The organism is Christiangramia oceanisediminis (assembly GCF_022570735.2).
Taxonomy (GTDB): Bacteria; Bacteroidota; Bacteroidia; order Flavobacteriales; family Flavobacteriaceae; genus Christiangramia; species Christiangramia oceanisediminis.
Map to the genome: position 1 here is coordinate 543,618 of NZ_JANCNS010000003.1, position 22,606 is coordinate 566,223.

Sequence of the window (22,606 nt, forward strand, 5' to 3'; positions counted from 1 at the left end):
TAGTTTAATTAAATCAAGGGTTTTCTTAATCACAATTTCCCTCACTGGAACACGAATCCCCTTCGGAGCTCTTAAGCTCAGATTTATTTTCCTCCCAGACTGTTTCTAAAGTCTGAAGAAAGGCTTCAACTGGCTGGGCTCCGGAAATTGCATATTTATCATCAAATACAAAGAATGGAACTCCTCGCACACCAATATTTCGAGCCTCCATCTCGTCCTGTTTCACTTCATATGCATAGGCATCTGAATTTAAAACCTGCTTAACCTCTTCAGCATCCAGGCCTATAGACGTAGCAACCTCTGAGAGAACGGAGATGTCATCAATATTCTTCCCTTCTTCAAAATGAACTTTAAAGAGAGCTTCCTTGATCTCATTCCCTAAGTCCCTGGTTTTAGCAAATTGAATAAGGCGATGCGCATTAAAAGAATTCGCTAAGATCCCTTTTTGAATATTCATTGAAATACCTGCTTCCTCAGCCATCTTTGTAGCTCCGCTGAACATCTGCAGGGCTTGCTCTTCACTTACACCTTTAGCCTTTACGAAATACTCCAGCATTGAGGTATGGGGATCGGTTTTTAAGGATGGATCGAGTTGAAAGCTTTTCCAAACGATTTCTACTTTGTCTTTATTTGAAAACTTTTCCAGGGCGTCTTCAAATTTCTTTTTTCCTATATAACAAAAAGGACATCTAACATCTGACCAAATACTTACTTTCATAGCTCACTTAAATTTTCCACTGGTTATTTTACCGGGGGAAATTTACAACAACTCTGCCAGAATGTGGATACAGGTAGCTTAATTCAACTGTGATAAACCTAACTTCGATTAATAAGTGTATCACTTCCAAAAAACTAAAAATCCCTCTTTACATCAAGCAAAAAGGGATTTCTAATCAGATTTAAAAGTTGTCATGCGCATGCGATAGTAATATTATGACTGTGTCCACTATCGGTTGTGGAAACCTTTGAAATAGTACTGCCCGGATTATCCTTTAAGGCTTGAAAATCAGTGTCATTAAGGGTGACCTGATGTATATGATCTGCTGATTGACCCAGATCATAAGTCTTGGTCGCACCTGCGGAAACATCTTCTTTAGAAACTGTTAGACTGTGGGTGTGGCTCTGGGCTGAACTTACCGTTGTACTAGTTCCATTTTCGACACAATCTTTTGCTACTGGTTCTGGGTCAGGGTCTGGTACTGAATTTCCATTGTCATCAGATCCTGAACATCCAATCATCGTAACTGCAGGGATACTTAACATAAGTCCCATTGTTGTTTTTTGAATAAATGTTTTTCTGTTCATAATCCTGCTTTTTAATTAACACACTTCTTGAATCATAACCAGCCATAGGTTAGAGAAGGTTGTGGGACATAATTAGCGGGGGGAGGTATAAATAAGTAAAGTTTATGCTTCAATAAACTTTTAGAATTGAATAATTATCAAAATTACAAAAAAATAAAAAATACTCTCATATAATTAGTGCTAATACTGAACATTTATTAAAAATAACCGAGAAACTTTAAATTATCATCTATTTGTTCTGATTTCATCCTTAAAATTTAATGCAAGCAGTAAATATTGCTATGTAAACCTGTTAAAATTGTAAGAATTATTTTGCAAAATACTGCACTTCAGATAAGATATTAGTAAATTAAGGAAGCCTCCCCTCGTTGTTTCAATTCTGAAAATTGATGTCGTTATGAAAAAATCTAAAATTTCAATCTTAAGGAATTCTGGAGGCAGCCTTGTAAATCCTGTATATTTCTTTTTAATATGCATTGCGCTTGGAATTTCTGGATGCTCAGATGATGATGACAACTCTCCACCGGACGAAGTAAACCAGTCTATCGATTTAATATTAATTGCTGAGAATATGGTTTCACCTGTGGGCCTTGTTCCCTCGCCCGATAATTCCGGTAATTTATACGTAATAGATTAGGTCGGAAAAATATGGATAATAGATGACTCCGGAACGTTGCTAGTAGATCCTTTCCTCGATGTCAGTTCACGGATGATCTCTTTAAATGCGAACTATGATGAAAGAGGCTTATTAGGTCTTGCCTTTCATCCAAACTATAGTTCTAATGGCCTCTTATATGTTTATTACACAGCTCCCCCGAATGCCGGAGGGCCCGCACCGGGAGAAATGTGGAATAACATAAGCAGAATATCGGAATTTCAGGTCTCAGGTACCGATCCAAACACGGTGATGGCTGGTTCAGAAAAAATAATTTTAGAAATAGACCAACCACAAGGGAACCATGAGGGAGGTACTATTGCTTTTGGTCCTGACAACTATTTATATATTTCCATTGGTGATGGAGGATCTTCTAATGATGTAGCCCCAGGACATGTAGAAGACTGGTATGAAGTGAATGAAGGAGGAAATGGCCAGGATGTTGAAGCCAATCTTTTAGGTAATATCCTCAGAATAGATATAGATGGTGGAGTCCCGTATAGTATTCCTGGTGATAACCCCTTTGTAGGTTCCGATGGGCTGGATGAAATTTATGCCTATGGCTTTAGAAATCCATTCCGGTTTTCCTTCGATATGGGAGGTGACAGACGTTTATTTGTAGGGGATGCCGGGCAGAATTTATATGAAGAAATAAGTGTAGTCGAAAATGGCGGAAATTATGGCTGGAACGTAAAAGAAGGAACTCATTGTTTCGATGCTTCCGATAATGAAAATGTCTTGGATGACTGTCCCAATACAGATAATTTGGGAAATGAACTAATAGATCCTGTAATAGAAATGAACAATGCTAATAATCCTGCTGGAGGTTCTACAGTAACCATAATTGGAGGATATGTATATAGAGGATCAATCCCGGAATTGAGTGGCCAATACGTGTTCGGGTCATTTTCAAAAGATTTTGAGCCTACCGGTGAAGTTTTCTTCGCAAACCCTTCGGGTCCAGGATTGTGGGATTTTGAAGAGTTGGATTTTAAAAGTACAACAGAAGATATAGGATATTATTTAAAAGGTTTTGGCCAGGATCTGGAAGGCGAGATCTATCTAGCGGTATCAGAGATGCTTGGCCCCGCTGGAAATACCGGAAAAATTTATAAGATTGGATTAGTGGATGACGAATAGAAATAATTCAATCTTAGTATGAGAAAATAACTGAAGTTCGAATTATTTAAATAAATACTACTGTTTCGGTTATCGTAATTAGAGGTAGTAGATGCCTGTTGGCCTGGTGTTTTATATTCGTACCTAAAATAGCAAATTTTTACTATCTATCCCCTATCCGAGTTATGAGCCTTAGGTAACTGGCGTTTTACTTATTTTCCTCGATTATATTTATTCCTGGATTGATCTCTTTTATTTTTTGAACAAATAATTCGTTGGACTCAGGGCTGATATAAATTTCATCATATTTATTGTATTTAATGATCAGTCCTTTTGTGGCTAAAGCGGGTTTCAGTCCTGCCCAGAGACTTTTTCCGACGATTATTTCCCTGATTTTATCTATTTCGATTTTACCCTTTATTGGTCCACTTTGATAAAACAAGTATTTATCAGACAATTCATATTTAGTGGACATTAATATCCAAAAGAGCAGAATTAGAACTAAAATCAGCACCAGATCAGAAGGGAAAAATTCATAGTTAAATGAACTCTCTGAGAAGATTCGATAAGAGATAAAAACCAAAAACAAGCCGGTTAACCCAAAGGTTATAGCAAGAAATAAAGTACCTTTTTTAGCCTTGAACTTCATCTGTCTAATTTGACTTTTAATAAATCCTCACCTTATGGTCCAAATTAATATGCGAAGGCAGGTCATACAATTCTTCCTGTTTTTTTAAGTGATACCTTATCACCTTACCGAATTCTTTTCTGGTTACTAAAATTACACTTTTTCCAGAATACCCAGACCTTGTGAAGAAACGCCATGATGCCTGGCTTTTTAAAATCAATGGAACAACTACAAAAAAAAAGATTGCCTGGTTAGGCAATCTTTAATTCAGATTTTATGTAAAAAATTGTTACAAATTAGTAAACAACTTCAACCTTAACAGCATTTAAGCCTTTTTTTCCTTGTTCGGTGATATACTGAACTTTGTCATCTTCTCGGATGTCATCAATTAAACCAGTGGAATGTACAAAAATATCTTCGCCTGATTCGTTTGAAGTAATAAACCCAAATCCTTTTGAGTTGTTAAAAAATTTTACTGTGCCTTCTTGCATCATAATAAATTATAAGTTAAAAATAAATATTGTTCAATTAGATCGATTAACTAACGACCCGGTTTTCGGATGCATTATTGAACTCTTAAAAAAATAAAGTGATGATGAAATAAAAAAGGAAAGAAGGGTAATCTCTTTAACTTATTACTAAAAAATACCTTACCATTAAAAAAATGTGTTCTATCTTGAACAGGACAAACATACGCCTTTTTTCTTCGCACTTGTATAAAAAGAGAAAATAATTCAATTTTTCTTTTTCCGTGTAAATATGGTTAGCAACTGGTTTCCCCTATCTCCCTGATCAAAACCTCTTTTAAGGTTTCCTGATCCCCAAAAGTATCGGAATTAAACTTGTTGTTATTGCTGAGAATAATAATGCATTTATCCTGATCCATAAATCTAACCATCACCGAGTTTGATCCTAAAATAGCTCAACGCCTTTCCATTAATCTTGGCTGGGATTTTAAAAAAGGATACTTGTAATTCCAGACTCCATAGCCAGCGTAATTGTATTCTGGATAGGATTTTTCCAATATATTTTTGCTTTCAGAATTCAAAAGTTCGTCACAGATTATCTTTTATACGCTGGATCTTCTTAGTTAGAGCGAGATTTTTCGGGTTTAACTTTAAGGCTTGTCCATAGGCTTTTTGGCCTGAATGGACATTTCTAAACTTTCATAATTCTGACCCTTGATATCCCAGACCTCCCAGAAACACCCGTTGTTTGAGATAAATGCTTATTGACTAATATTTTTTAAAATTTATTAAGGTCAATGTTTGGAATTTAGAGTAAATGTTAGCGCCAAAAAGCCTAGCTAATGCATATTGCTTCAGAATTAAATAATTCCACGGTAATAATCCAAAATCTTGGTTCTGATAAGAAATTCATATTTAGCGTTGGCTAAGTTAACTCTTGCGCGATCCAGGTTATTTTTGCTAATGATATATTCCACCATATTAGACACACCATTTTGAAACCTAATTTCATTGACACGATAAGACTCTTGATAGGCAGTAACCTGGTCCTTCAGAAAAAAATAATCTTTATAAGCGGCCTTCATATCGTTATGCGCCTGTTTAATGGCCTGGAAATATTCATTCCTGGTGTTTTCTAAAGCCAGCCGGGCATCCTCCTGGCCGATCTTTTTTAATGAAACCTCTCTTTTAGCCTGGAAACCATTTAAAATAGGAATATTTACACTTATTCCTGCAACCGAGCTAAGGTTGTTATTCAGCTGATTGAAATAAGGAATTTCCTGTTGAGAAAATTGAGTTTGATTCACCTGAACTGCATAACTAACACCGTTGATATTGATGAACTGACCGGTTTCTACAACCTGTGAGCCGGTCTCGTTCAAGAGGCTAGCCAGGCTTGAATAATTGGTATTCATCTGTGCGAACAGGGAAATTTCAGGAGCAAAAAGCGATCTGGCTACAGATACATCTTCTTCCGCCGCCTGTAATCGTAAACGCTGACCTTCAAAAACTTCTAGATTTTCCAGTGATTCCTCATAAACCTCTTCCGCAGAAAGCTGGTAAGGTTTAATTTCAGGCAACACCTGAAATTCTTTTACTTCTATTTCTAACCTGGTATTTAATAACTGGGCCAGGTCAAGTTTTGCCTGCTTTAATTGGTTTTCTGCTGCGACAACTGCCGACTGATCATTTGAGAACTGTCCTTGAATATCCGTAAAATCTGCAGGATTACCCGAGCCCTCTTCGGCTAAATGAGCAATCCGGTTCATCTGGTTTTCTGTGGCTTGCAACCTGATATTCGTAAGTTGAAGGAGATCTTCGCTATTCAGCACCTGGAAATAAGCGAGTGTCACATCCAGAATCAATTGCTGCTTAGCCGCTTCCTTTTCTGCTTCGGCGGCCTTCATTTTAAAACGATCCCGCCGGATGCTGTTGCGCAGTTCAAACCCATTAAATAGCCGGGCATTTAATCTTAGGCTGGCATTGCTGAAACTGAATTGTTGGTCAATCACGTCATTGGTATATGGGTCAATGCTCCTACCTTTGTTCATGGCATAACTATACCCCCCGTTAATCGATGGTAAAACCTGTGACCTGGTCCCCTTGAAATTTAATTCTTCGCTTTCAAACTGGAGTTCAGATCGTTGATAAGCGATATTATTATCAATCGCTATCTGGATACATTCTTCCAGAGAAAGCTCTGAATTCGTCGAATTTTGCGCAGTAAGGGATGTTGTGATGAATAGAAAAAGAATGATGAATTTTTTCAAAATTGTAATTTTAGGATTTTTGGATACTTCCGTCTAAGAGATGAATGGTACGTGAACCGTATGTGACGTTACTTTCAGAGTGAGTAGCCTGGATGATGGTAACTCCTTCCTTATTAAGATCATGAAAAAGCTGCATGATCTCGTCACTTTGCTTTGAATTGAGATTTCCAGTAGGTTCATCAGCTAAGATCAGTTTTGGTTTAATGATAAGAGCACGAGCAATACCCACAAGTTGTTGTTGACCACCGCTCAATTGATGTGGAAAAAGATCCTTTTTCCCAACTATATTAAAACGGTCAAGGATATCAGCTACCAAAGCCTTTCGTTCTGAACTTTTTACCTTTTTATACAGTAGCGGAGTTTCAATATTTTCATAAACCGTTAGATCGTCCAGCAAGTGATAAGCCTGGAAAATGAAACCGATATTCTGATTGAAAATTTCGGTTCTTTTTTTAGCCTTTAGTTCATGTATGGCTTCTTCTTCAAAATAATAGTTACCTTCCTGAAAGTCATCAAGCATTGCGATGACATTTAGCAAGGTAGATTTCCCGGAACCAGAAGGCCCCATGATAGATAAGAATTCACCTTCCCTTACTTCCAGATTGAGATCATTTAGCAGAAAAATTCTTCTTCCACCAGAAGAAACCCATTTATAGATATGTTCTAATTTCAGCATGATTTATTCGTTCTTTAAAGAGTTTATAGGGTTTGAAATTGCAGCCTTGACCGCCTGAAAACTTACGGTGACTAGAGCTATTAAAATTGCCGTTGTACCAGCAATGGCAAAAACCTGCCAGCCAATATCAATTCGATAGGCAAATTCCTGAAGCCACCTTCGAGCCATCCAGTAAGCGAGAGGAAATGCAATTACCAATGCAATCATCACCAACTTGATAAAGTCTTTAGAAAGTAAGCCTGTAATATTGCTCACACTTGCACCTAGAACTTTTCGAACGCCAATTTCCTTGGTGCGTTGTTCCGCCATAAAGGCGGCAAGTCCAAATAAGCCAAGACAGGCTATAAAAATGGCGAGTCCGGCGAAAGTAAGAGCTGCCCTTGCCGTTCTCCTTTCACCCGCATACATTTTTTCCACATGAGCATCTAAAAAAGTATAATCGAAAGCGACGGTAGGAGCGACCTTCCCAAAGGTTCCTTTAAATTTTTCAAGAGTTTGAGGTAGTTCACTGCTATTAAAACGAACCAGCATATAACGAAGCGGTTCGAAACCATTATTAAACGCATAAGCACCGATTGGTGATCGCAGGGAAGAAAAATTAAAATCATCCACCACTCCAATCACATAAGCATTCGGTCCTAGATTCGCGATAATATTTTTTCCAATCGCCTCCTGCGGAGTAATTCCAAGAAAATCTACAGCATTTTTATTCAACAGCACATCTACGATTGAATCGGATTCCTGCTTTTGCCCAGGAAGGTCTTTTCCTGCTAATAAATTAAGCTGAAGCGTTTCCACGATACCACCCTGTGCCCTATTGGTTTTCAAAGAGATCGATTCATCCGAGTTCATATTTTTATATAGAGACCTCCCACTAACCGAAATTCCCGGATAGCCCTGAGCCATCGTTACCGAGGAAACTTCCGGGAGATTTTCGAACTGCTTGATCAATGTTTCTTTTTCAGAATTAGATTTGATGGCCCTAATAGAAATTGCCATCGTATTTTCAGCATTGTAACCCAAATTCTTATTCCGAATAAATTCCAGCTGATTGTAGATTACTACGGTAGCAATGATTAATATCACCGAAGCTGAAAATTGTACGATCACCAGCCCCTTTCTTAAAAATGCGGTAAAGCTTTCCCTATCCCTACCCGAACGCATCACTTCCATTGGAGAAAACCTGGAAAGATGTAAGGCAGGAAAGGAACCGGCGATCAGGGTTGTAAGGAACCAAATAGCCAGAATAGCTAGAAGAAACCGGTACGAGAGCATATAGTTCAGGGACAGACTACTGCCTATAATCTTTTCAAAAAAAGGCAGACTCAAAAAAGTAAACAGAAGGGCTACAATGATCGCAAGCAGCGTTACAAAAGCCGTTTCTGTAAAAAACCTGGCAATAAGAACATTTGATGAGGCCCCTAATGTTTTGTTGATGCCCACATCTTTAGTGCTTTTCTGAGATCTTGCTGTTGCGAGATTCATATAATTAATACAGGCGATCAATAAGATCATAACCGCCAGTAGGCTGAAATTTCGAACCTCCTCAATACTTCCCAATTTGGAGGTATAGGCACTCTTGATATTTGATGAATACAAATGCATATTTTCCAGCGGCTGTAAATTAAGTGTATACCACTGATCTTCTTTTTCAACATTTGCATCTACCAGTTTTTGCATTTTTGAAATTACAGCATCAGCCCTCGCATCCTTATTCAGTAAAAAGTAAGTTTCAAAACTGGCATTGCTCCAACTCGGTTCCTTGTAAAATCCAATCGATTTAAAAGAACCTATTATAGTTCCATCAAGACTGGAATTTGCTGGAAAATCTTCATAAACTCCGGTAATTTCCATTTTACTGTCATTATCGATACTTATGGTCTTACCAATTGGATTTATATCGCCAAAATATTTGAGTGAAGTAGATTCAGATATTACTACAGTATTTGGCCTGTCCAGCTGATCTTTTGCATTTCCGTATACAAAATCCAGCTGAAAAATTTCAAAAAATTCAGGATCGGCATAGTAAAGCTTCGATTCGGTAAAATTTTCATTATCCACCTGAATGGAAGCTGTTTTTCCGAAGTCATGATCCCAAAGCCTGGCTGATTTCTGAACTTCCGGAACTCCCTGATCCACCGCTGGTTTTAACGCCGCCGGGACTGTAGCCCATATCTCGTTGTTGCGATGTTCATCTGTGTTGAATAGTACCCGGTAGATACGCTCTTTATTGGTATACATTTGATCAAAGCTCCGTTCCTTTATTACAAAAAGGAAAAGCAGCATGGTGATGGCCAGACCAATAGACAAGCCCAAGATATTGATGAAAGAAAATGTTTTATCGGTTTTAATTCTCCGCCAGGATATTTTGATGAAATTTTTTAACATGATGTACTTTTCAGGATGACTAATCTATTTTCTGAATAACTGTTTCTCCTATCTTTAATCCATTTTTGAGTTTCGCATCGCCTTTATATTCGATACTTGCTTCTCCAAATGCCGTTACCTTCAGTTCTTCTGAAACATTAACCACCACATGGTTACTCCCGTAAGCAGCTATTTTTGTTTCATTAGATTCCAGATCAAGTGTGTTCACTTCGCTGCTTCCATAGCAGCGATAGCGTTGGAGACCTACTTTTCCGCCTTTAACTTCCAGGTAACTTTCGCCGTAAAGGGCCACTTTAAATTCTTCTGCTGTAATATTTTCAAAATAAACTTTGGGAGAACCATAAATATCCAGGTTAAAAATTGCTGAAGTTATCGGGTCTTTAAACTGAATTCGTTCCTCGCTTCGTATTTCCACTTCCTCCAGATCCTTGTAATTCACCGTAATTCGCACTTCGGTACCTTTATAGATCGGCCGCTTCATCTCATGCCCGTTCACTTCAACTTCCTTTTCTTTTCCTACAATTTTTGCGTCTTCGAGGAAGATATGCAGCTCTTTCCCATCATTTTCAATATTGATCTTTTCACGAGCTACCTGAGAATTTTCAATCACCACAGATTCTTCGTGAGCTTGTTTAAAAATAACTTCTATATAAGGGCTGATCGTTACTTCTGAAAAGCGAGAAAGCTTTACGGTTTCAGACTGTGCATGGCCTAAATTAAAAATGATAAGGCTTAAAATTAAAGCGACCATAAATTTCTCCTGGATTAAAAGTATATTCTTCATAGTGTAGATTTATTCGATTTTGAGACTTTTTACGGGGTTCATGTTTGCCGCTTTAAAACTTTTAATGCCTATGGTTAAAAATGCGGTTCCCAGGGTGATGGTCGCAGCTAGCAGGAATAACCACCATTTGATTTCAATTCTGAAGGCAAAATCCTGGAGCCATTTATTCATCAGATAATAGCTCAGCGGGAAAGCGATCAAAAATGAAATTCCTACCAGTTTGATGAAATCTTTGGAAAGCAAGGCCACGATTTGTGATGCTGAAGATCCCAGAACTTTCCTGATCCCGATTTCCTTAAAGCGTTGTTGCGCAGTAAAGGTTACCAGTCCGAATAATCCGAGACAGGCAACAATAATGGTAAGAATAGCAAACAGCGTTAGGATAGTTCCCATTTTCTGCTCTTTCAAATAAGTATGATTAAAGGAATCATCCAGAATACTGTAATTCAAAGCTTCTTTAGGATTATAACTATTCCAATCTGAATTTAGAACCTCAATGATTCCAGACATATCTGCCGTTTTAGACTTGATTATTATACCCCCATGAGGATTCATTTTCAGAATTAAAGGATCGATTTCCTTATGTAGGGATTTCCAGTTAAAATCCTTAATAATGCCAATTACATGAAGGTCTTGCAGACCTTCATGGGTATCACGCTGAAATGTCTTACCAATAGCACTTTGTCCAAATCCAAGTGCCTCGGCAGCTTTTTCATTGATGATCACATTATTGCTTTCATTTCCGTAATCTTTTGAAAAATTACGCCCCGCCAGCAATTCCATACCCATGGTTGGGATATAATTTTCATCAACATTGTAGAAATACATGCGGCGCAAAAACTCTCCTTTAAGAAAAATTCCACCAGCTTCATTGTAGCTTTCTCCGGCAGGCACATAAGCGGAATGAGTTAAATTCTCGACTCGTGGATTATTTTTGATCTCCTGTATAAAATTATCCTCATTATTTTCAAGTAAGTAGGTATTATGAACTACGAGCAGTTGGTCTTTTTCGTAACCCAGGTCTTTATTTTGAATATAACTCATCTGCTCCTTCACCACGAGTGTGGCGAGTATAAGTCCTGCGGAAATAACAAATTGAAAAACTACCAGGCCGCTGCGAATACCGGAATTCTTTCCGCTCCCGGAAAATTTGGATTTCAACGCATGTAGCGGATTAAAGGAAGAAAGGTAAAACGCCGGATACCCGCCAGCCAGGACCGTGATCAAAAAGATCAATCCAATTAAGCATAAAACATAAACAGGTTTAAGAAGAGAATAAAATTCAATGTTTTTTCCTGCCAATTGATTAAAGCCCGGCAATGATATTGCAAAGATCACTATGGCCAGAACTGAAGCCAGTAGAGCTGAAATGAATGCCTCGGCCAAAAACTGGTAGATGAGCTGCTTTTTATTCGAACCTAGTACCTTTCGAATTCCCACTTCTTTTGATCGCTTTGAAGCAGAAGCAGTGGCAAGATTCATAAAATTGATGCAGGCTATGACCAGCATAAAAATGGCCACGATACTAAAAATGTAAATGTATTTAATATCTCCGCCCTGTTCCAGAGTGGTGGCATCAGAAAAATCAGAATGCAGGTGAATATCGGTCAAGGGTTGAAGAAAAAGTCCTAGGTCATTATCTTTCTGGAATTCTTCATAAGACATCCCAATTGCGTCGATCATCTGTGGCCCCATGTATTTCCTGGTGATTGCCGGTAATTTTGCTTCCACTTCGGCTATATCAGCATCTTCCTTTAGAACCAGATAAGTGAAAAAATCAGACTGCATCCAGGTAGTTTTTTTCGCATTGACATAGCCCAGAGTGGACGCCAGGATATCGAAGTGAAAATGAGAATTTTCAGGAATATCTTGCATTACCGCAGTAACTGTATAACTTTCATCCCGATTAGTCACCCTGATCACTTTTCCCACCGGGTCAGCACTGCCAAAGATATTTTTGGCCAGGGTTTCAGAGATTACCACCGTATTAGGTTTATCAAGTGGAGTTCCTTGATCTCCATTGATAATAGGCAAGGTAAACACCTGGAAAAAATTTGGATCTACATATCCCAGGTTACTTTGGCCGTAATAAGTGCCATTATATTCTAACCTGTTATTGTGAGATTTGGCCAGCCTGGTTGCATCGGTTACTTCCGGAATGTCATTCTCCAGGGTTTGAGCAACAGGTGCCATAACTACAGCCTCATTCATTTCCTCACCATTGATATTAGCCCTGAAAACAACTCGAGCGATCCGGTCTGCCTTTTTGTTAAATCGATCATAGCTCAGTTCGCTGGAAACATATAACATGATCATTATAACTGAGGCGATTCCCAGGGCCAGACCTATAATATTGACCATAAAAGTGCCTCTGTTCTTTATGATATTTCGCCAACCGGTTTTTAAATAGTTACTGATCATGATGATTGATTTTTGATGAATTTTATTCTGTTTTGAGACTTTTTACCGGATTTTTCATGGCAGCCTGAGTGGTCTTTAAACTAACGGTAAGAAAAGCTATAAGTAGAACCAGACCGCCCGAAGCCAGGAATATCCACCAGTTTAAAGTGGTTTGATACGCAAAATTTTCCAGCCATTTGTTCATTGCGTACCACCCGATGGGAATCGAAATTAGGACGGCCACCAGTACCAGCAAGAGAAAGTCTTTGCTTACAAGGCTAACGATATTGGGAACTTCAGCACCTAGTACTTTTCGAATTCCAATTTCTTTAATTCGATTTTTCAGGGCAAAAGTTGTAAGTGCAAAAAGCCCCATAAGCGAAATCACGATAGCAATCATTCCAAAGAAGCCAATCACTTTCTGAATCCTGTAATAGGACGCAAACTTTCGTTGGAAGTTTTCATCTAAAAATGAATACCGAATAGGACTTCCTGGTTCCAATTCCTTCCAAAGCTGATCTATTTTTTGAATGGTAGACATTGGATCTTCGGCTTCCAATCTCGCCAGAATGGCACCACCAGATTGGTACATACAGGCTTCGTTATTAATGGTAAAAACAGCGGGCTGAACCCTGGTTTCATAACCCAACACATTAAAATCCCTAACAATCCCTACTATTTTTATAGGTTTCTCCAAACAATTCGAATAGTATATGGTCTCCCCTATTGGCTCCTGTAATCCGAAAATTTTAGCTGCTGTTGCGTTAATAATCGCGGTCTTAGTATGCTGATCCATTCCCGAATCACGAAAATTTCTACCACTGATAATCGGCGAATCGAGTGTTTCAAAATAACCTGAACTAACTTTAACCGAATTCATCCTATAATCGGTCCCATTTAATCTAAAATTCACGGTTGAAGAATCGGCAAGAATATCGCCCGGCACATTTGTAGTTTTAGACACCGATTTAACACCGGGGATCTCGAGCAATTGCTGGCGAACTTTTTCGAAATTTTTCTCGCGTGTATCCTGACTCGAACGAATGCTTATTAACTGCTCTTCAGAAAAACCTTTATCTTTAGTTTGAAGATAATTAAGCTGCTTATCGATGACTGAAATGCTAATAATAAAAAAACAGGTGACGGTAAATTGAAAAATAACCAATAGGTTTCTTAGCCATAAACCTTTATTCCCGCTGAACGTGCCCCCACTTAGAATTTTTAATAGCTTAAATCGCGACAGTAAAAAAGATGGGAAAAATCCAGAAATAAGAATGACTGCTATTAAACATAATCCAATCTGGAATAAAAATTCAAGGTTAGAGTGGATTTGAAGCCCTAACCCAAAGCTGTTATTTACATATGGAAGGATCGCAATCACTAACCCTATAGCAATTACAATACTGATGCTGCATTGCAAAATAGCTTCCCACATAAATTGCCAGAATAAATTCCAGTTTCCCGAACCCAGAACTTTTCGAACCCCGATTTCTTTGGTTTTACCAAGAGATTTAGCGACACTTAGATTGCTGAAATTGATAGCACCAATGATTAAAAGCAACATTGCCAGAATAAAGAGTACCGTCACGGTCTTAATACTCCCATTCCCATATGTTGGGAAATTTTGTATGTCAGGCACGGCGTCCACATATAAAACAGGGTGATTGCCACTGGCTAAATCTTCATCCTGCCAATTTTCAACCTTAAGCCTGCGCTCCTTGAAAATTCGATTAATATCCCCCTCAAGTACTTCTTTCGTTACCGGAACCTTCAATTTAATGTAGCTCTCATAAGAGTAATTATTCCAGAAAAAATTCTGAGATTCATTAGGGTCGCGCATTACCAGGTGCACTTTGCGATGGGAAGGAGTATCTGGCATTTTCATAACCCCGGTAATCACTGCTTCCAGCATATTGAAAATCGTAACTGTACGACCCATGGGATCCTTATTACCAAAAAGTTTTTTAGCCAGCTCGGTGCTGATAATGGCACTATTAGGATTATTTAATGCTGTATTTCTATCTCCCTGTTCTAATTTGTAAGGGAAAACCTTTAGAAACAATGAATCCGAAGATGTAAAACCATTGTGATATAATGTTTCATTCCCGGCACTAATTGGAACTTCATAGTCTCCAGCCCCCTGCAACGATGTTGCCACCTCTACCTTTGGGTAATTCTCTGCCAGAAATGAAGCCAATGGCGCTGGCGTTGCCTCAAAAAGATCCTCTTTCTGCTTCATTGAAACGCGGTAGACCTTTTCTAATTCTGGAGACCATGTGTCATAGCTCAGTTCATAATTCAGATAGGATAAGACAAGGATAAAACTTGCCAATCCTGCTGCCAGCCCTAAAATATTAATCAACGTATACGACTTGGCATTCCAAATACTTCTCCAGGCGATTTTGATATAATGCTTTATCATGATTATTCGGTTCTTAAGGATTTTACAGGATTAGATGTTGCAGCTCGAAAAGCCTGAAAGCTTACCGTTAGGACAGCTACGAACATAGTTGCAAAACTCGCCATTAAAAATATCCAGATATTCAGGTCAATTCTGTATACAAAATTTTCCAGCCAGTTTCGAGCCAGAAGCCAGGCTATTGGGATTGCGATAATAATAGCAAACAATACGATCTTTAAGAAGTCCAGGGAAAGACTCGAAGTGATCTGGAAGACACTTGCACCAAGGGTTTTTCTTATGCCAATCTCTTTGATGCGTTTTTGTGCTGAAAAGGTCGCCAGTCCCAGTAATCCAAGGCCTGCAATGATGATCGTTAACACCACAAAGATGTTGAAGATATGAGCCAGCCGTTGTTCAGATTTAAACATTTCGTTGAAGGCATCGTCCATAAACTGATAACTGAATTCCTTTTCAGCATCAAATTTTACGTAGCTACTTTCAATACTTTTGATCAAGGCGGGCAGGGATGAAGTTTTTTGGTATTTTACATAAAGACTTCCTGAATTGAATTTATTAATACTGGAGTTGCTTTTTGAAACCATCATCGCCAGGGAATTGATAGGAGAATCTAAAGAGGAATAATGAAAATCATTTACCACTCCCACAACTTCAAATTGAGCCCCGGCCATTTCAATATTCTGACCACGAGGATCATTTTTTAGTTTAAATTTTTCGATAGCCGTTTCATTGATAACCAGTTTTTTGGGTTGCTCGGGCAAAAAAGGATCTTCGGGTGGCAACTTCCACTTTAGCTCCAGAACATCAAAGAAATTTTTATCAATACTTATAAATGGTAAGGCCATCGGCTCACCATTTTCTGAAGATGCGTAGAACATATCATAACCACCGTATAAAGGGTAACCCGAAATAGAAGTCCCCTTTACAGCAGGTAGCTTTTCAACTTCTTTTCGAAAAGCGGGGATATTATTTCCCATACTTTTTTCCAGAGAAATCATCAAAATATCAGATCGGTTAAGACCGGTATCAATATTTTGAAGATGACTCATTTGCTCCCGGATAGTAATACCGCCTATGATGAGAATAACGGCAATAATAAATTGGAGGGTAGTACAGACTTTCCGAACCAGGCCTCCCCCAAGGTCATTCCTAGTTTTCTTTTTGAAGTTTTCTATTGGATTAAAAGATGCCATGACCATAGCAGGGTACATTCCTGCAATAAGAATACTTACCATAAAAATCAAGGCAAGCGTCAATATGAAATTTTGATTGAGAAAAAATGCAGTATCAATATTGATATCCAGCAGATTGAAAAAGAAATCTTTAAGAAGGAAGCTCAATATACCAGCAAGCAAAAATGAAAGGCTGATAAAAAGCGTAGACTCAATATAAAACTGGAAAGCGATCTCCTTTCGGCTTGCGCCATTTACCTTGCGAATGCCAATTTCTTTAGATCGGTAGGAGGCTCTTGCCGTTGTAAGACTCATATAATTTATGAGCGCCAGCAGAAGTATAAGTCCGGCAATAAGCGGGAATACGTCCAGGTAACCGATACCTGCATTCCTTGAAAATTTTAAATGAGTTTCGGTAAAGGGATAAAGGAAAAAAAGATCTTTAGATTCACTATTTCCTTCTTTGCTCAGCCTGTTCGTGGTTTCAGCAATTTTCTCAATCTGGGTAGCATCATTAATTTTAAAATAGGTTTTAAAAGCACCTCCGCGAACGATTGGCGAATTGAATAAACCGTCATTTCCCTTAGTTTTCTGAAGACTAGAAACAGATGCGACAAATTTATGCTGAATGCTTGAATTGGATGGGGTTTCAGCGATAACACCCTTTACCGTGTAGTTATAAATACTGTCTTTTTCAACCTGGAGAATCTCGCCGATTGGATTTTCATCTCCGAAATACTTGTTGGCCATTTCTTCGGAAATCAACAAACTGAAAGGCTCTTTTAACGCAGTTTCAGGATTACCCTTAAGGAGCGAAAAAGAGAAAAAATTGAAGTAATTTGGGTCGGTATAGAAAAAACCTTCTTCAGAAAAACTTTTCGGTTCAAGGCCTGTCCTTTTGATGATCAAAGGCTTGTACTCCTGAAAAATCCTGATATTATCATCAACAAAGGCTGAATTCTCCTGAACCATTTGCCCCGTAGCTGCACTGAAATTCTGAACAAAAATAGTGTCCCCACCAAATAAAGCTTTTGCACGAAGCGTATAAATGTCATCTGAATCTTCATGAAATTTGTCAAAGCTATGTTCATGAGAAACATAGAACATGATTAGGATACAGGCGGTAAGACCTAATGACAAGCCACCAATATTTATAAAACTGTATAGCTTGTTCTTTCTAATATTTCTGAATGCAATTTTGATATAATTTCTGAACATCCTGTTTGTTTTTTGATTGATGATGACCTATTACACAAGCACATTTTCAGTGACTTTCTGCCCATCCAGCATCCTGATGATTCGATGACTGAATTTAGCATCATGTTCACTGTGAGTAACCATGATTATAGTAGTTCCGGCTTCATTAAGCTCGGTTAAAAGATCCATAACTTCGTTTCCATTGCTGCTGTCCAGATTTCCGGTTGGCTCATCGGCAAGAATGATCTTAGGATTGTTAACTACTGCCCTGGCAACGGCTACCCGCTGTTGCTGACCTCCCGATAATTGCTGCGGAAAGTGTTTTCTACGATGCATAATCTGCATTTTTTCCAGCACTTCATGAACCCGTTCTTTGCGTTCGGCAGGTTTTACCCCTGTATAGATCAGTGGAAGCTCTACATTTTCAAAAACAGAAAGCTCATCAATAAGATTGAAACTCTGAAAAACGAAGCCTATATTATGTTTTCTCAATTTTGCTCTCTGCCGCTCATTGTAACCGGCTACCTCAATACCGTTAAAAAGATAGCTTCCGCCATCAGGGTCGTCGAGCATTCCAAGAATATTCAGAAGCGTTGATTTCCCACATCCAGAAGGCCCCATAATCGCAGCAAATTCACCCTCTTTTACTTCAAAGGATAGCTTGTTAAGCGCTATGGTTTGAACCTCTTCTGTCTTGTAATATTTTTCCAGGTCAGTGATTTTGATCATTTTTTAAATATTTTGTCCGTTTTTAATTGATGTTTAATTATTGATTACCAGTTCGTCCACGTCTCCAAAATTAGAATAACTAGAGGTGATCACTCTGTCTCCTGGCTCCAGGCCTTCCAGAACCTCGTAGTATTCGGTGTTCTGGCTTCCCAGGCTAATAGGTGTTTTATAAGCCACATCACCATCTTCAGAAATCTTAAAAATCCAGTTTCCACCGGTTTGCTGAAAGAATCCGCCTTTGGCAACCAGGGTGGCTTTTTTTTCCTGGCTTAAAGCTAGCTTGATCTGAAGACTTTGCCCCCTTCTGATATTTTCTGGAACGCCATCAACAAAATGCATATCTACTTTGAAGCGGCCGTTTGATACCTGGGTATACACTTTTTTAATCTCCAGTTGATAGTCTTTTCCGTTGAAAGTAAAAGTTCCAATCTGCCCGTTAAAGATTCTTGAAATATAGTGTTCATCAATTTCAGCCTGAATTTTGTAGGAGCTAATCACATCGATCTGGCCCAACCGCTCTCCTTTAGATTTTGACTGACCAATTTCAGCATCCAAAGCCGTTAGTTGTCCGTCAACCGGAGCTTTCACAACTAAATCTTCTACCTTTTTCCGCATGAGCTCAAGGGCTTTTCTGGTACGTTGATAAGATTCCCGTGCCTGCATGGTTTCAGTTTTACTAGAGACCGAATCCTGAACTAAGACTCGCTCTGTTAGCTCTAAACGCTCTTTTTGGTAATCAAAATTGTTTTTGGATTCTTCATAGTCCTGTCTTCCAATCGCCCCTTTTTCATAAAGTTTAGAATTGAGTTCAAATTCTCTTTTCGCTTCTTTCAGGCTGTTTTTAACGTCTGTTAATTGATTAAGCCTGTTAATGGTGTTTTGTCTGGAAGCATTTTGAGTACGCTGAATCTGGGTAAGAAGATTATAAACCTGTGTTTCCTGGTTTACAAGACTCAATTCCAGATCGGTATTTGATAAGCGAATGATTGCCTCGCCCTTTTTCATCATAGCACCGTCTTCTACAAACCGTTCTTCAACCCTACCTCCCTCCATAGCATCGAGATAAATGGTTTTGATTGGTAGTACCACCCCATTCACCGGGATATCCTCCTGGAAGTTACCAGCCTTAACTTCGTTAATTGTGATACGTTCTTTTTCTATATTCAATTTTGAATTGCCTGTTGAGGAAAGAATGACATAGAGAATTAAAATCCCTATTATTGCAGTTCCAGCAATCATTGCGATTTTTTTAGGTGTAAATCTTTTCTTTTCTAATGGTATATCCATACATGTTCAATTTCACTCGAATACAAGTCAAATTGGTGCCAAAGTGTTAATTACTTGGCTACCAGTTCTTTAAAATTATTTCACCAAATAAAAGTGTTCGGTTTCGTGACACTTCCTGTTCGATTTTAAAACAATTTTAACCCGGGATTTTTTTCGGGCCAGGAAAATTCATCAAGCCTTGAATAAATTGTAATATTGTCTCATGCAGTTAAGAGATGCTAAAATTCTAGTGATCGACGACGATCCCGATGTGCTTATTGCAATGAGATTATTATTGAAGTCTCACGTAGCAGAAATCGCTGTTGAAAAAAAACCGGCCAATCTGCATGCTATTTTTTCGGATAATAAATTCGACCTGGTAATCCTGGATATGAATTTTAACGGCCTCGTTAATACTGGCAATGAAGGCATCTTCTGGTTAAATAGGATCAAAGAACTCAGTCCAGGAACTGATGTGATCCTGATCACGGCCTACGGAGATATCGAATTGGCAATTCGCTCTCTAAAAGAAGGTGCTTCCGATTTTATAATCAAACCCTGGAAGAATGAAAAAGTGATTGAGTCCGTCACTGAAATGATTCGGAAAAAGAAAGAGCCCGGAACTAAAATAAAGGCAAAAGCTGGAAATAACCGTATCATTGGTGAAAGTGAGGAGATTAGGAATGTTTTCACCAAGATTGAAAAAGTGGCACCCACTGATGCGAACGTGCTTATCCTGGGTGAAAATGGTACTGGTAAAGACCTCGTAGCCAAGGCGATTCATGAAAATTCAGAACGCAAGAACAAACCCTTTGTAAAAGTTGATGTTGGCGCACTTACGTCTACTTTATTTGAAAGTGAACTATTCGGTTATAAAAAAGGAGCTTTTACAGATGCGAGGGAAGATCGCAAAGGAAGGTTTGAAACTGCTAATGGAGGAACGCTTTTCCTGGACGAGATCGGGAACATCAGTCTCAGGCAGCAAGCGAGATTGCTTACTGTTTTACAAAACAGGACCATCACACCTTTAGGATCGAATGTGGCTATTCCGGTGGATATCAGACTGATCTGCGCGACCAACCTAAAGATCTCGGAACTCTCTGATGAATCCAAATTTCGAAAGGATTTGATTTACCGAATCAATACGGTCGATATCGTAATTCCCCCACTTAGGGCAAGGGGAACTGATATTACATTACTCACCCGTCATTTCCTTGATTTCTATGCTAATAAATATTCAAAAGGACCGTTTAAGACTGAAAAAAGCTTTCTTGAAAAGCTGAAAAAGCATCCGTTTCCAGGTAACGTTCGGGAGCTTCAGTATATCGTTGAACGGGCTGTGATCATGTCTGAAAACACTATTCTGGCTGATAAAGATCTATCCTTTTCTGCAATCGAATCGGCACCTGACAAACAGGAACTGGACGATTTGCGTCTGGAAACGGTGGAAAAAAACACCATTCTGAAGGTGATCGATAAGAATAAGGGAAACATCTCAAAATCGGCTAAAGAGCTTGGTATCACCCGCGCTGCACTATACAGAAGGCTTGATAAATATGACCTTTAAGAGTTATCATATCGCAATCACGATACGAGCGATTGTTCTGGCGATCATTTCGCTTGCCATGTCCTGGTTTTTCATCCAGCAAAATTGGGTAGGATTCTTCATAGGTCTATTGGTTTTCGTTATGGTGATCTATAACTTTTTTAGATATTTCAGTAAACGCTTCGAGGTCATCGATGATTTTTTTGAAGCTGTAAAATACCGTGATTTCTCTAGAAATTATTTAACTGAAAATAAAACAGAAGATATTAGCCGGCTATATACCGGTTTCAATACGGTGAACAAGACCGTACGTGAAATAAATTCTGAACGGGAAGTGCAGTACCTCTATCTTCAAAAAATCCTGGAGATGATCGATATCGGGATACTCGCTTACGACCTGGATTCTGGTGAAACGCTATGGGTCAATGAGGCGTTCCAGCAATTGATGGATGTTCCGGAATTTAAGAACGTCAAATTTGTAAAATCCCGAAAACCTGAAACCTACCAGGTATTATTTGACAACTATTTTATAAAACCGGCAAACCTCGACCTTAAAATTCGTAACGAAAATATTAAAGTTATTGCTTCGCACAGCATTTTTAAGGTTGAGAGTCAATCCTGTAAGCTTATCGTAGTTCATAATATTGATGATACGATCAATAAAACGGAATCGGAAGCCTGGAAGAAATTATTGAGCGTAATGACACATGAGATCATGAATTCTATTGCGCCTATTTCTTCGCTCGCCAATACTTTGAAATCATCGGTACAGAAAAATATGAATGATTCACTCCTCGAACTTGATCTGGAAGACCTGAACGCCGGCCTGGGCAGCATTGAAAAGCGGAGTGATGGCTTGATGAAATTTGCCAAAACCTATCGAAGCCTGAACAAAGTAACTAGCCTTAATAAGGAGACCATTCTTTTAAAAGATCTGTTTATAGACATCGAGCAACTCATGCGTTCATCTAATTCTTTACGAAAAGATACCCTGCGTTTTGAAGTTGTTGATGAGAAGATGGAAATTGAAGCAGATTCCTATTTGCTCGAACAGGTTTTGATTAACCTTATTCTCAATGCTATAGAAGCATGTCAAAATGAGGAAGAACCTCAGGTTCTTATCAAAGCCGTTCATAAATCAAATGGGAGGAAAATGATTGCGGTGGTAGACAATGGTCCGGGAATTCCTCATGAGATTAAAGACCAGATCTTTGTTCCATTTTTCACTACTAAAAAACAAGGAAGCGGAATTGGTCTTAGTTTATCCCGACAAATTATGACCCTTCACGGTGGTAAGATACAGATAGATAATATCCAGGATCGAGGTGCACAGGTTTCCCTGGTTTTCTAATTAGTAGTAAACATCCCAAAGAGCTTTTCAATCATAACTTGATTTTGAAATGAGTATTCCTTTTCAAGGATATTAAATAGGTTTGCAAATTCCCTTAAGCTATACTTACCCAATGAAAAATAGAGGAAGGTGACAAAAGGAAACCGAAGTAAAAATAAAAACCCCATTTACAATTAAATTTGGTTTCATTTGATCTTATTTGAGAATCCAAAATCACTACAAATCGATATATAT

General features: G+C 38.5%; 17 protein-coding genes. 4 read left to right on the forward strand and 13 right to left on the reverse strand.

What is annotated here, in order from left to right; genetic code table 11:
• Window positions 1–25: 25 nt before the first annotated feature.
• Together MKO06_RS15255 and MKO06_RS15260 are read right to left on the reverse strand one after the other, a co-directional pair.
• Window positions 26–718, reverse strand: a complete 693-nt coding sequence (locus MKO06_RS15255) for a DsbA family oxidoreductase (protein WP_241552129.1) — start codon at window positions 716–718, stop codon at window positions 26–28.
• 191 nt (window positions 719–909) lie between these two features.
• A complete protein-coding gene (locus MKO06_RS15260; RefSeq protein ID WP_241552130.1) occupies window positions 910–1,305 on the reverse strand; it encodes a hypothetical protein in 396 nt (131 codons plus the stop codon).
• 397 nt (window positions 1,306–1,702) lie between these two features.
• Between MKO06_RS15260 and MKO06_RS15265 the strand changes: the two genes are divergently transcribed.
• Window positions 1,703–1,942, forward strand: coding sequence for a hypothetical protein (locus tag MKO06_RS15265; RefSeq protein ID WP_241552131.1), 240 nt, complete (start codon window positions 1,703–1,705; stop codon window positions 1,940–1,942).
• 72 nt (window positions 1,943–2,014) lie between these two features.
• On the forward strand, window positions 2,015–3,100 hold the full coding sequence (locus tag MKO06_RS15270) for a PQQ-dependent sugar dehydrogenase (protein WP_241552132.1): 1,086 nt from the start codon (window positions 2,015–2,017) through the stop codon (window positions 3,098–3,100).
• A gap of 187 nt (window positions 3,101–3,287) precedes the next feature.
• Here the strand turns inward: MKO06_RS15270 and MKO06_RS15275 are convergent, their stop codons facing one another.
• The 11 genes from MKO06_RS15275 to MKO06_RS15325 all read right to left on the reverse strand — a co-directional run bounded on the left by MKO06_RS15275 (window position 3,288) and on the right by MKO06_RS15325 (window position 19,496).
• Window positions 3,288–3,728, reverse strand: coding sequence for a PH domain-containing protein (locus MKO06_RS15275; protein WP_241552133.1), 441 nt, complete (start codon window positions 3,726–3,728; stop codon window positions 3,288–3,290).
• 275 nt (window positions 3,729–4,003) lie between these two features.
• Window positions 4,004–4,198, reverse strand: a complete 195-nt coding sequence (locus tag MKO06_RS15280) for a cold-shock protein (RefSeq protein ID WP_241552861.1) — start codon at window positions 4,196–4,198, stop codon at window positions 4,004–4,006.
• Window positions 4,199–5,034: 836 nt separating this feature from the next.
• Window positions 5,035–6,444, reverse strand: coding sequence for a TolC family protein (locus MKO06_RS15285; RefSeq protein ID WP_241552134.1), 1,410 nt, complete (start codon window positions 6,442–6,444; stop codon window positions 5,035–5,037).
• A gap of 10 nt (window positions 6,445–6,454) precedes the next feature.
• Complete coding sequence (locus MKO06_RS15290) at window positions 6,455–7,120, reverse strand: ABC transporter ATP-binding protein (protein ID WP_279346396.1); 666 nt, start codon at window positions 7,118–7,120, stop codon at window positions 6,455–6,457.
• A 3-nt stretch (window positions 7,121–7,123) separates the two neighbouring features.
• The gene (locus MKO06_RS15295) at window positions 7,124–9,508 is read right to left on the reverse strand and encodes an ABC transporter permease (protein ID WP_241552135.1); all 2,385 of its coding nucleotides are present in this window, start codon (window positions 9,506–9,508) and stop codon (window positions 7,124–7,126) included.
• Window positions 9,509–9,527: 19 nt separating this feature from the next.
• On the reverse strand, window positions 9,528–10,292 hold the full coding sequence (locus MKO06_RS15300) for a head GIN domain-containing protein (protein ID WP_241552136.1): 765 nt from the start codon (window positions 10,290–10,292) through the stop codon (window positions 9,528–9,530).
• A gap of 9 nt (window positions 10,293–10,301) precedes the next feature.
• The gene (locus tag MKO06_RS15305) at window positions 10,302–12,713 is read right to left on the reverse strand and encodes an ABC transporter permease (protein ID WP_241552137.1); all 2,412 of its coding nucleotides are present in this window, start codon (window positions 12,711–12,713) and stop codon (window positions 10,302–10,304) included.
• 22 nt (window positions 12,714–12,735) lie between these two features.
• On the reverse strand, window positions 12,736–15,114 hold the full coding sequence (locus tag MKO06_RS15310; RefSeq protein ID WP_241552138.1) for an ABC transporter permease: 2,379 nt from the start codon (window positions 15,112–15,114) through the stop codon (window positions 12,736–12,738).
• Window positions 15,115–15,116: 2 nt separating this feature from the next.
• The gene (locus tag MKO06_RS15315; RefSeq protein WP_241552139.1) at window positions 15,117–17,501 is read right to left on the reverse strand and encodes an ABC transporter permease; all 2,385 of its coding nucleotides are present in this window, start codon (window positions 17,499–17,501) and stop codon (window positions 15,117–15,119) included.
• 30 nt (window positions 17,502–17,531) lie between these two features.
• Window positions 17,532–18,209, reverse strand: a complete 678-nt coding sequence (locus MKO06_RS15320) for an ABC transporter ATP-binding protein (RefSeq protein WP_156283369.1) — start codon at window positions 18,207–18,209, stop codon at window positions 17,532–17,534.
• A 33-nt stretch (window positions 18,210–18,242) separates the two neighbouring features.
• Window positions 18,243–19,496 (reverse strand): efflux RND transporter periplasmic adaptor subunit, encoded by a 1,254-nt coding sequence (locus MKO06_RS15325; RefSeq protein WP_241552140.1) that lies wholly within the window; start codon window positions 19,494–19,496, stop codon window positions 18,243–18,245.
• 202 nt (window positions 19,497–19,698) lie between these two features.
• Here MKO06_RS15325 and MKO06_RS15330 point away from each other — a divergent pair, with 202 nt between their 5' ends.
• Together MKO06_RS15330 and MKO06_RS15335 are read left to right on the forward strand one after the other, a co-directional pair.
• Complete coding sequence (locus MKO06_RS15330; protein WP_241552141.1) at window positions 19,699–21,042, forward strand: sigma-54-dependent transcriptional regulator; 1,344 nt, start codon at window positions 19,699–19,701, stop codon at window positions 21,040–21,042.
• Window positions 21,032–22,372, forward strand: coding sequence for a sensor histidine kinase (locus MKO06_RS15335; RefSeq protein WP_241552142.1), 1,341 nt, complete (start codon window positions 21,032–21,034; stop codon window positions 22,370–22,372). The genes MKO06_RS15330 and MKO06_RS15335 overlap by 11 nt, the downstream gene beginning before the upstream one ends.
• Window positions 22,373–22,606: the final 234 nt, after the last annotated feature.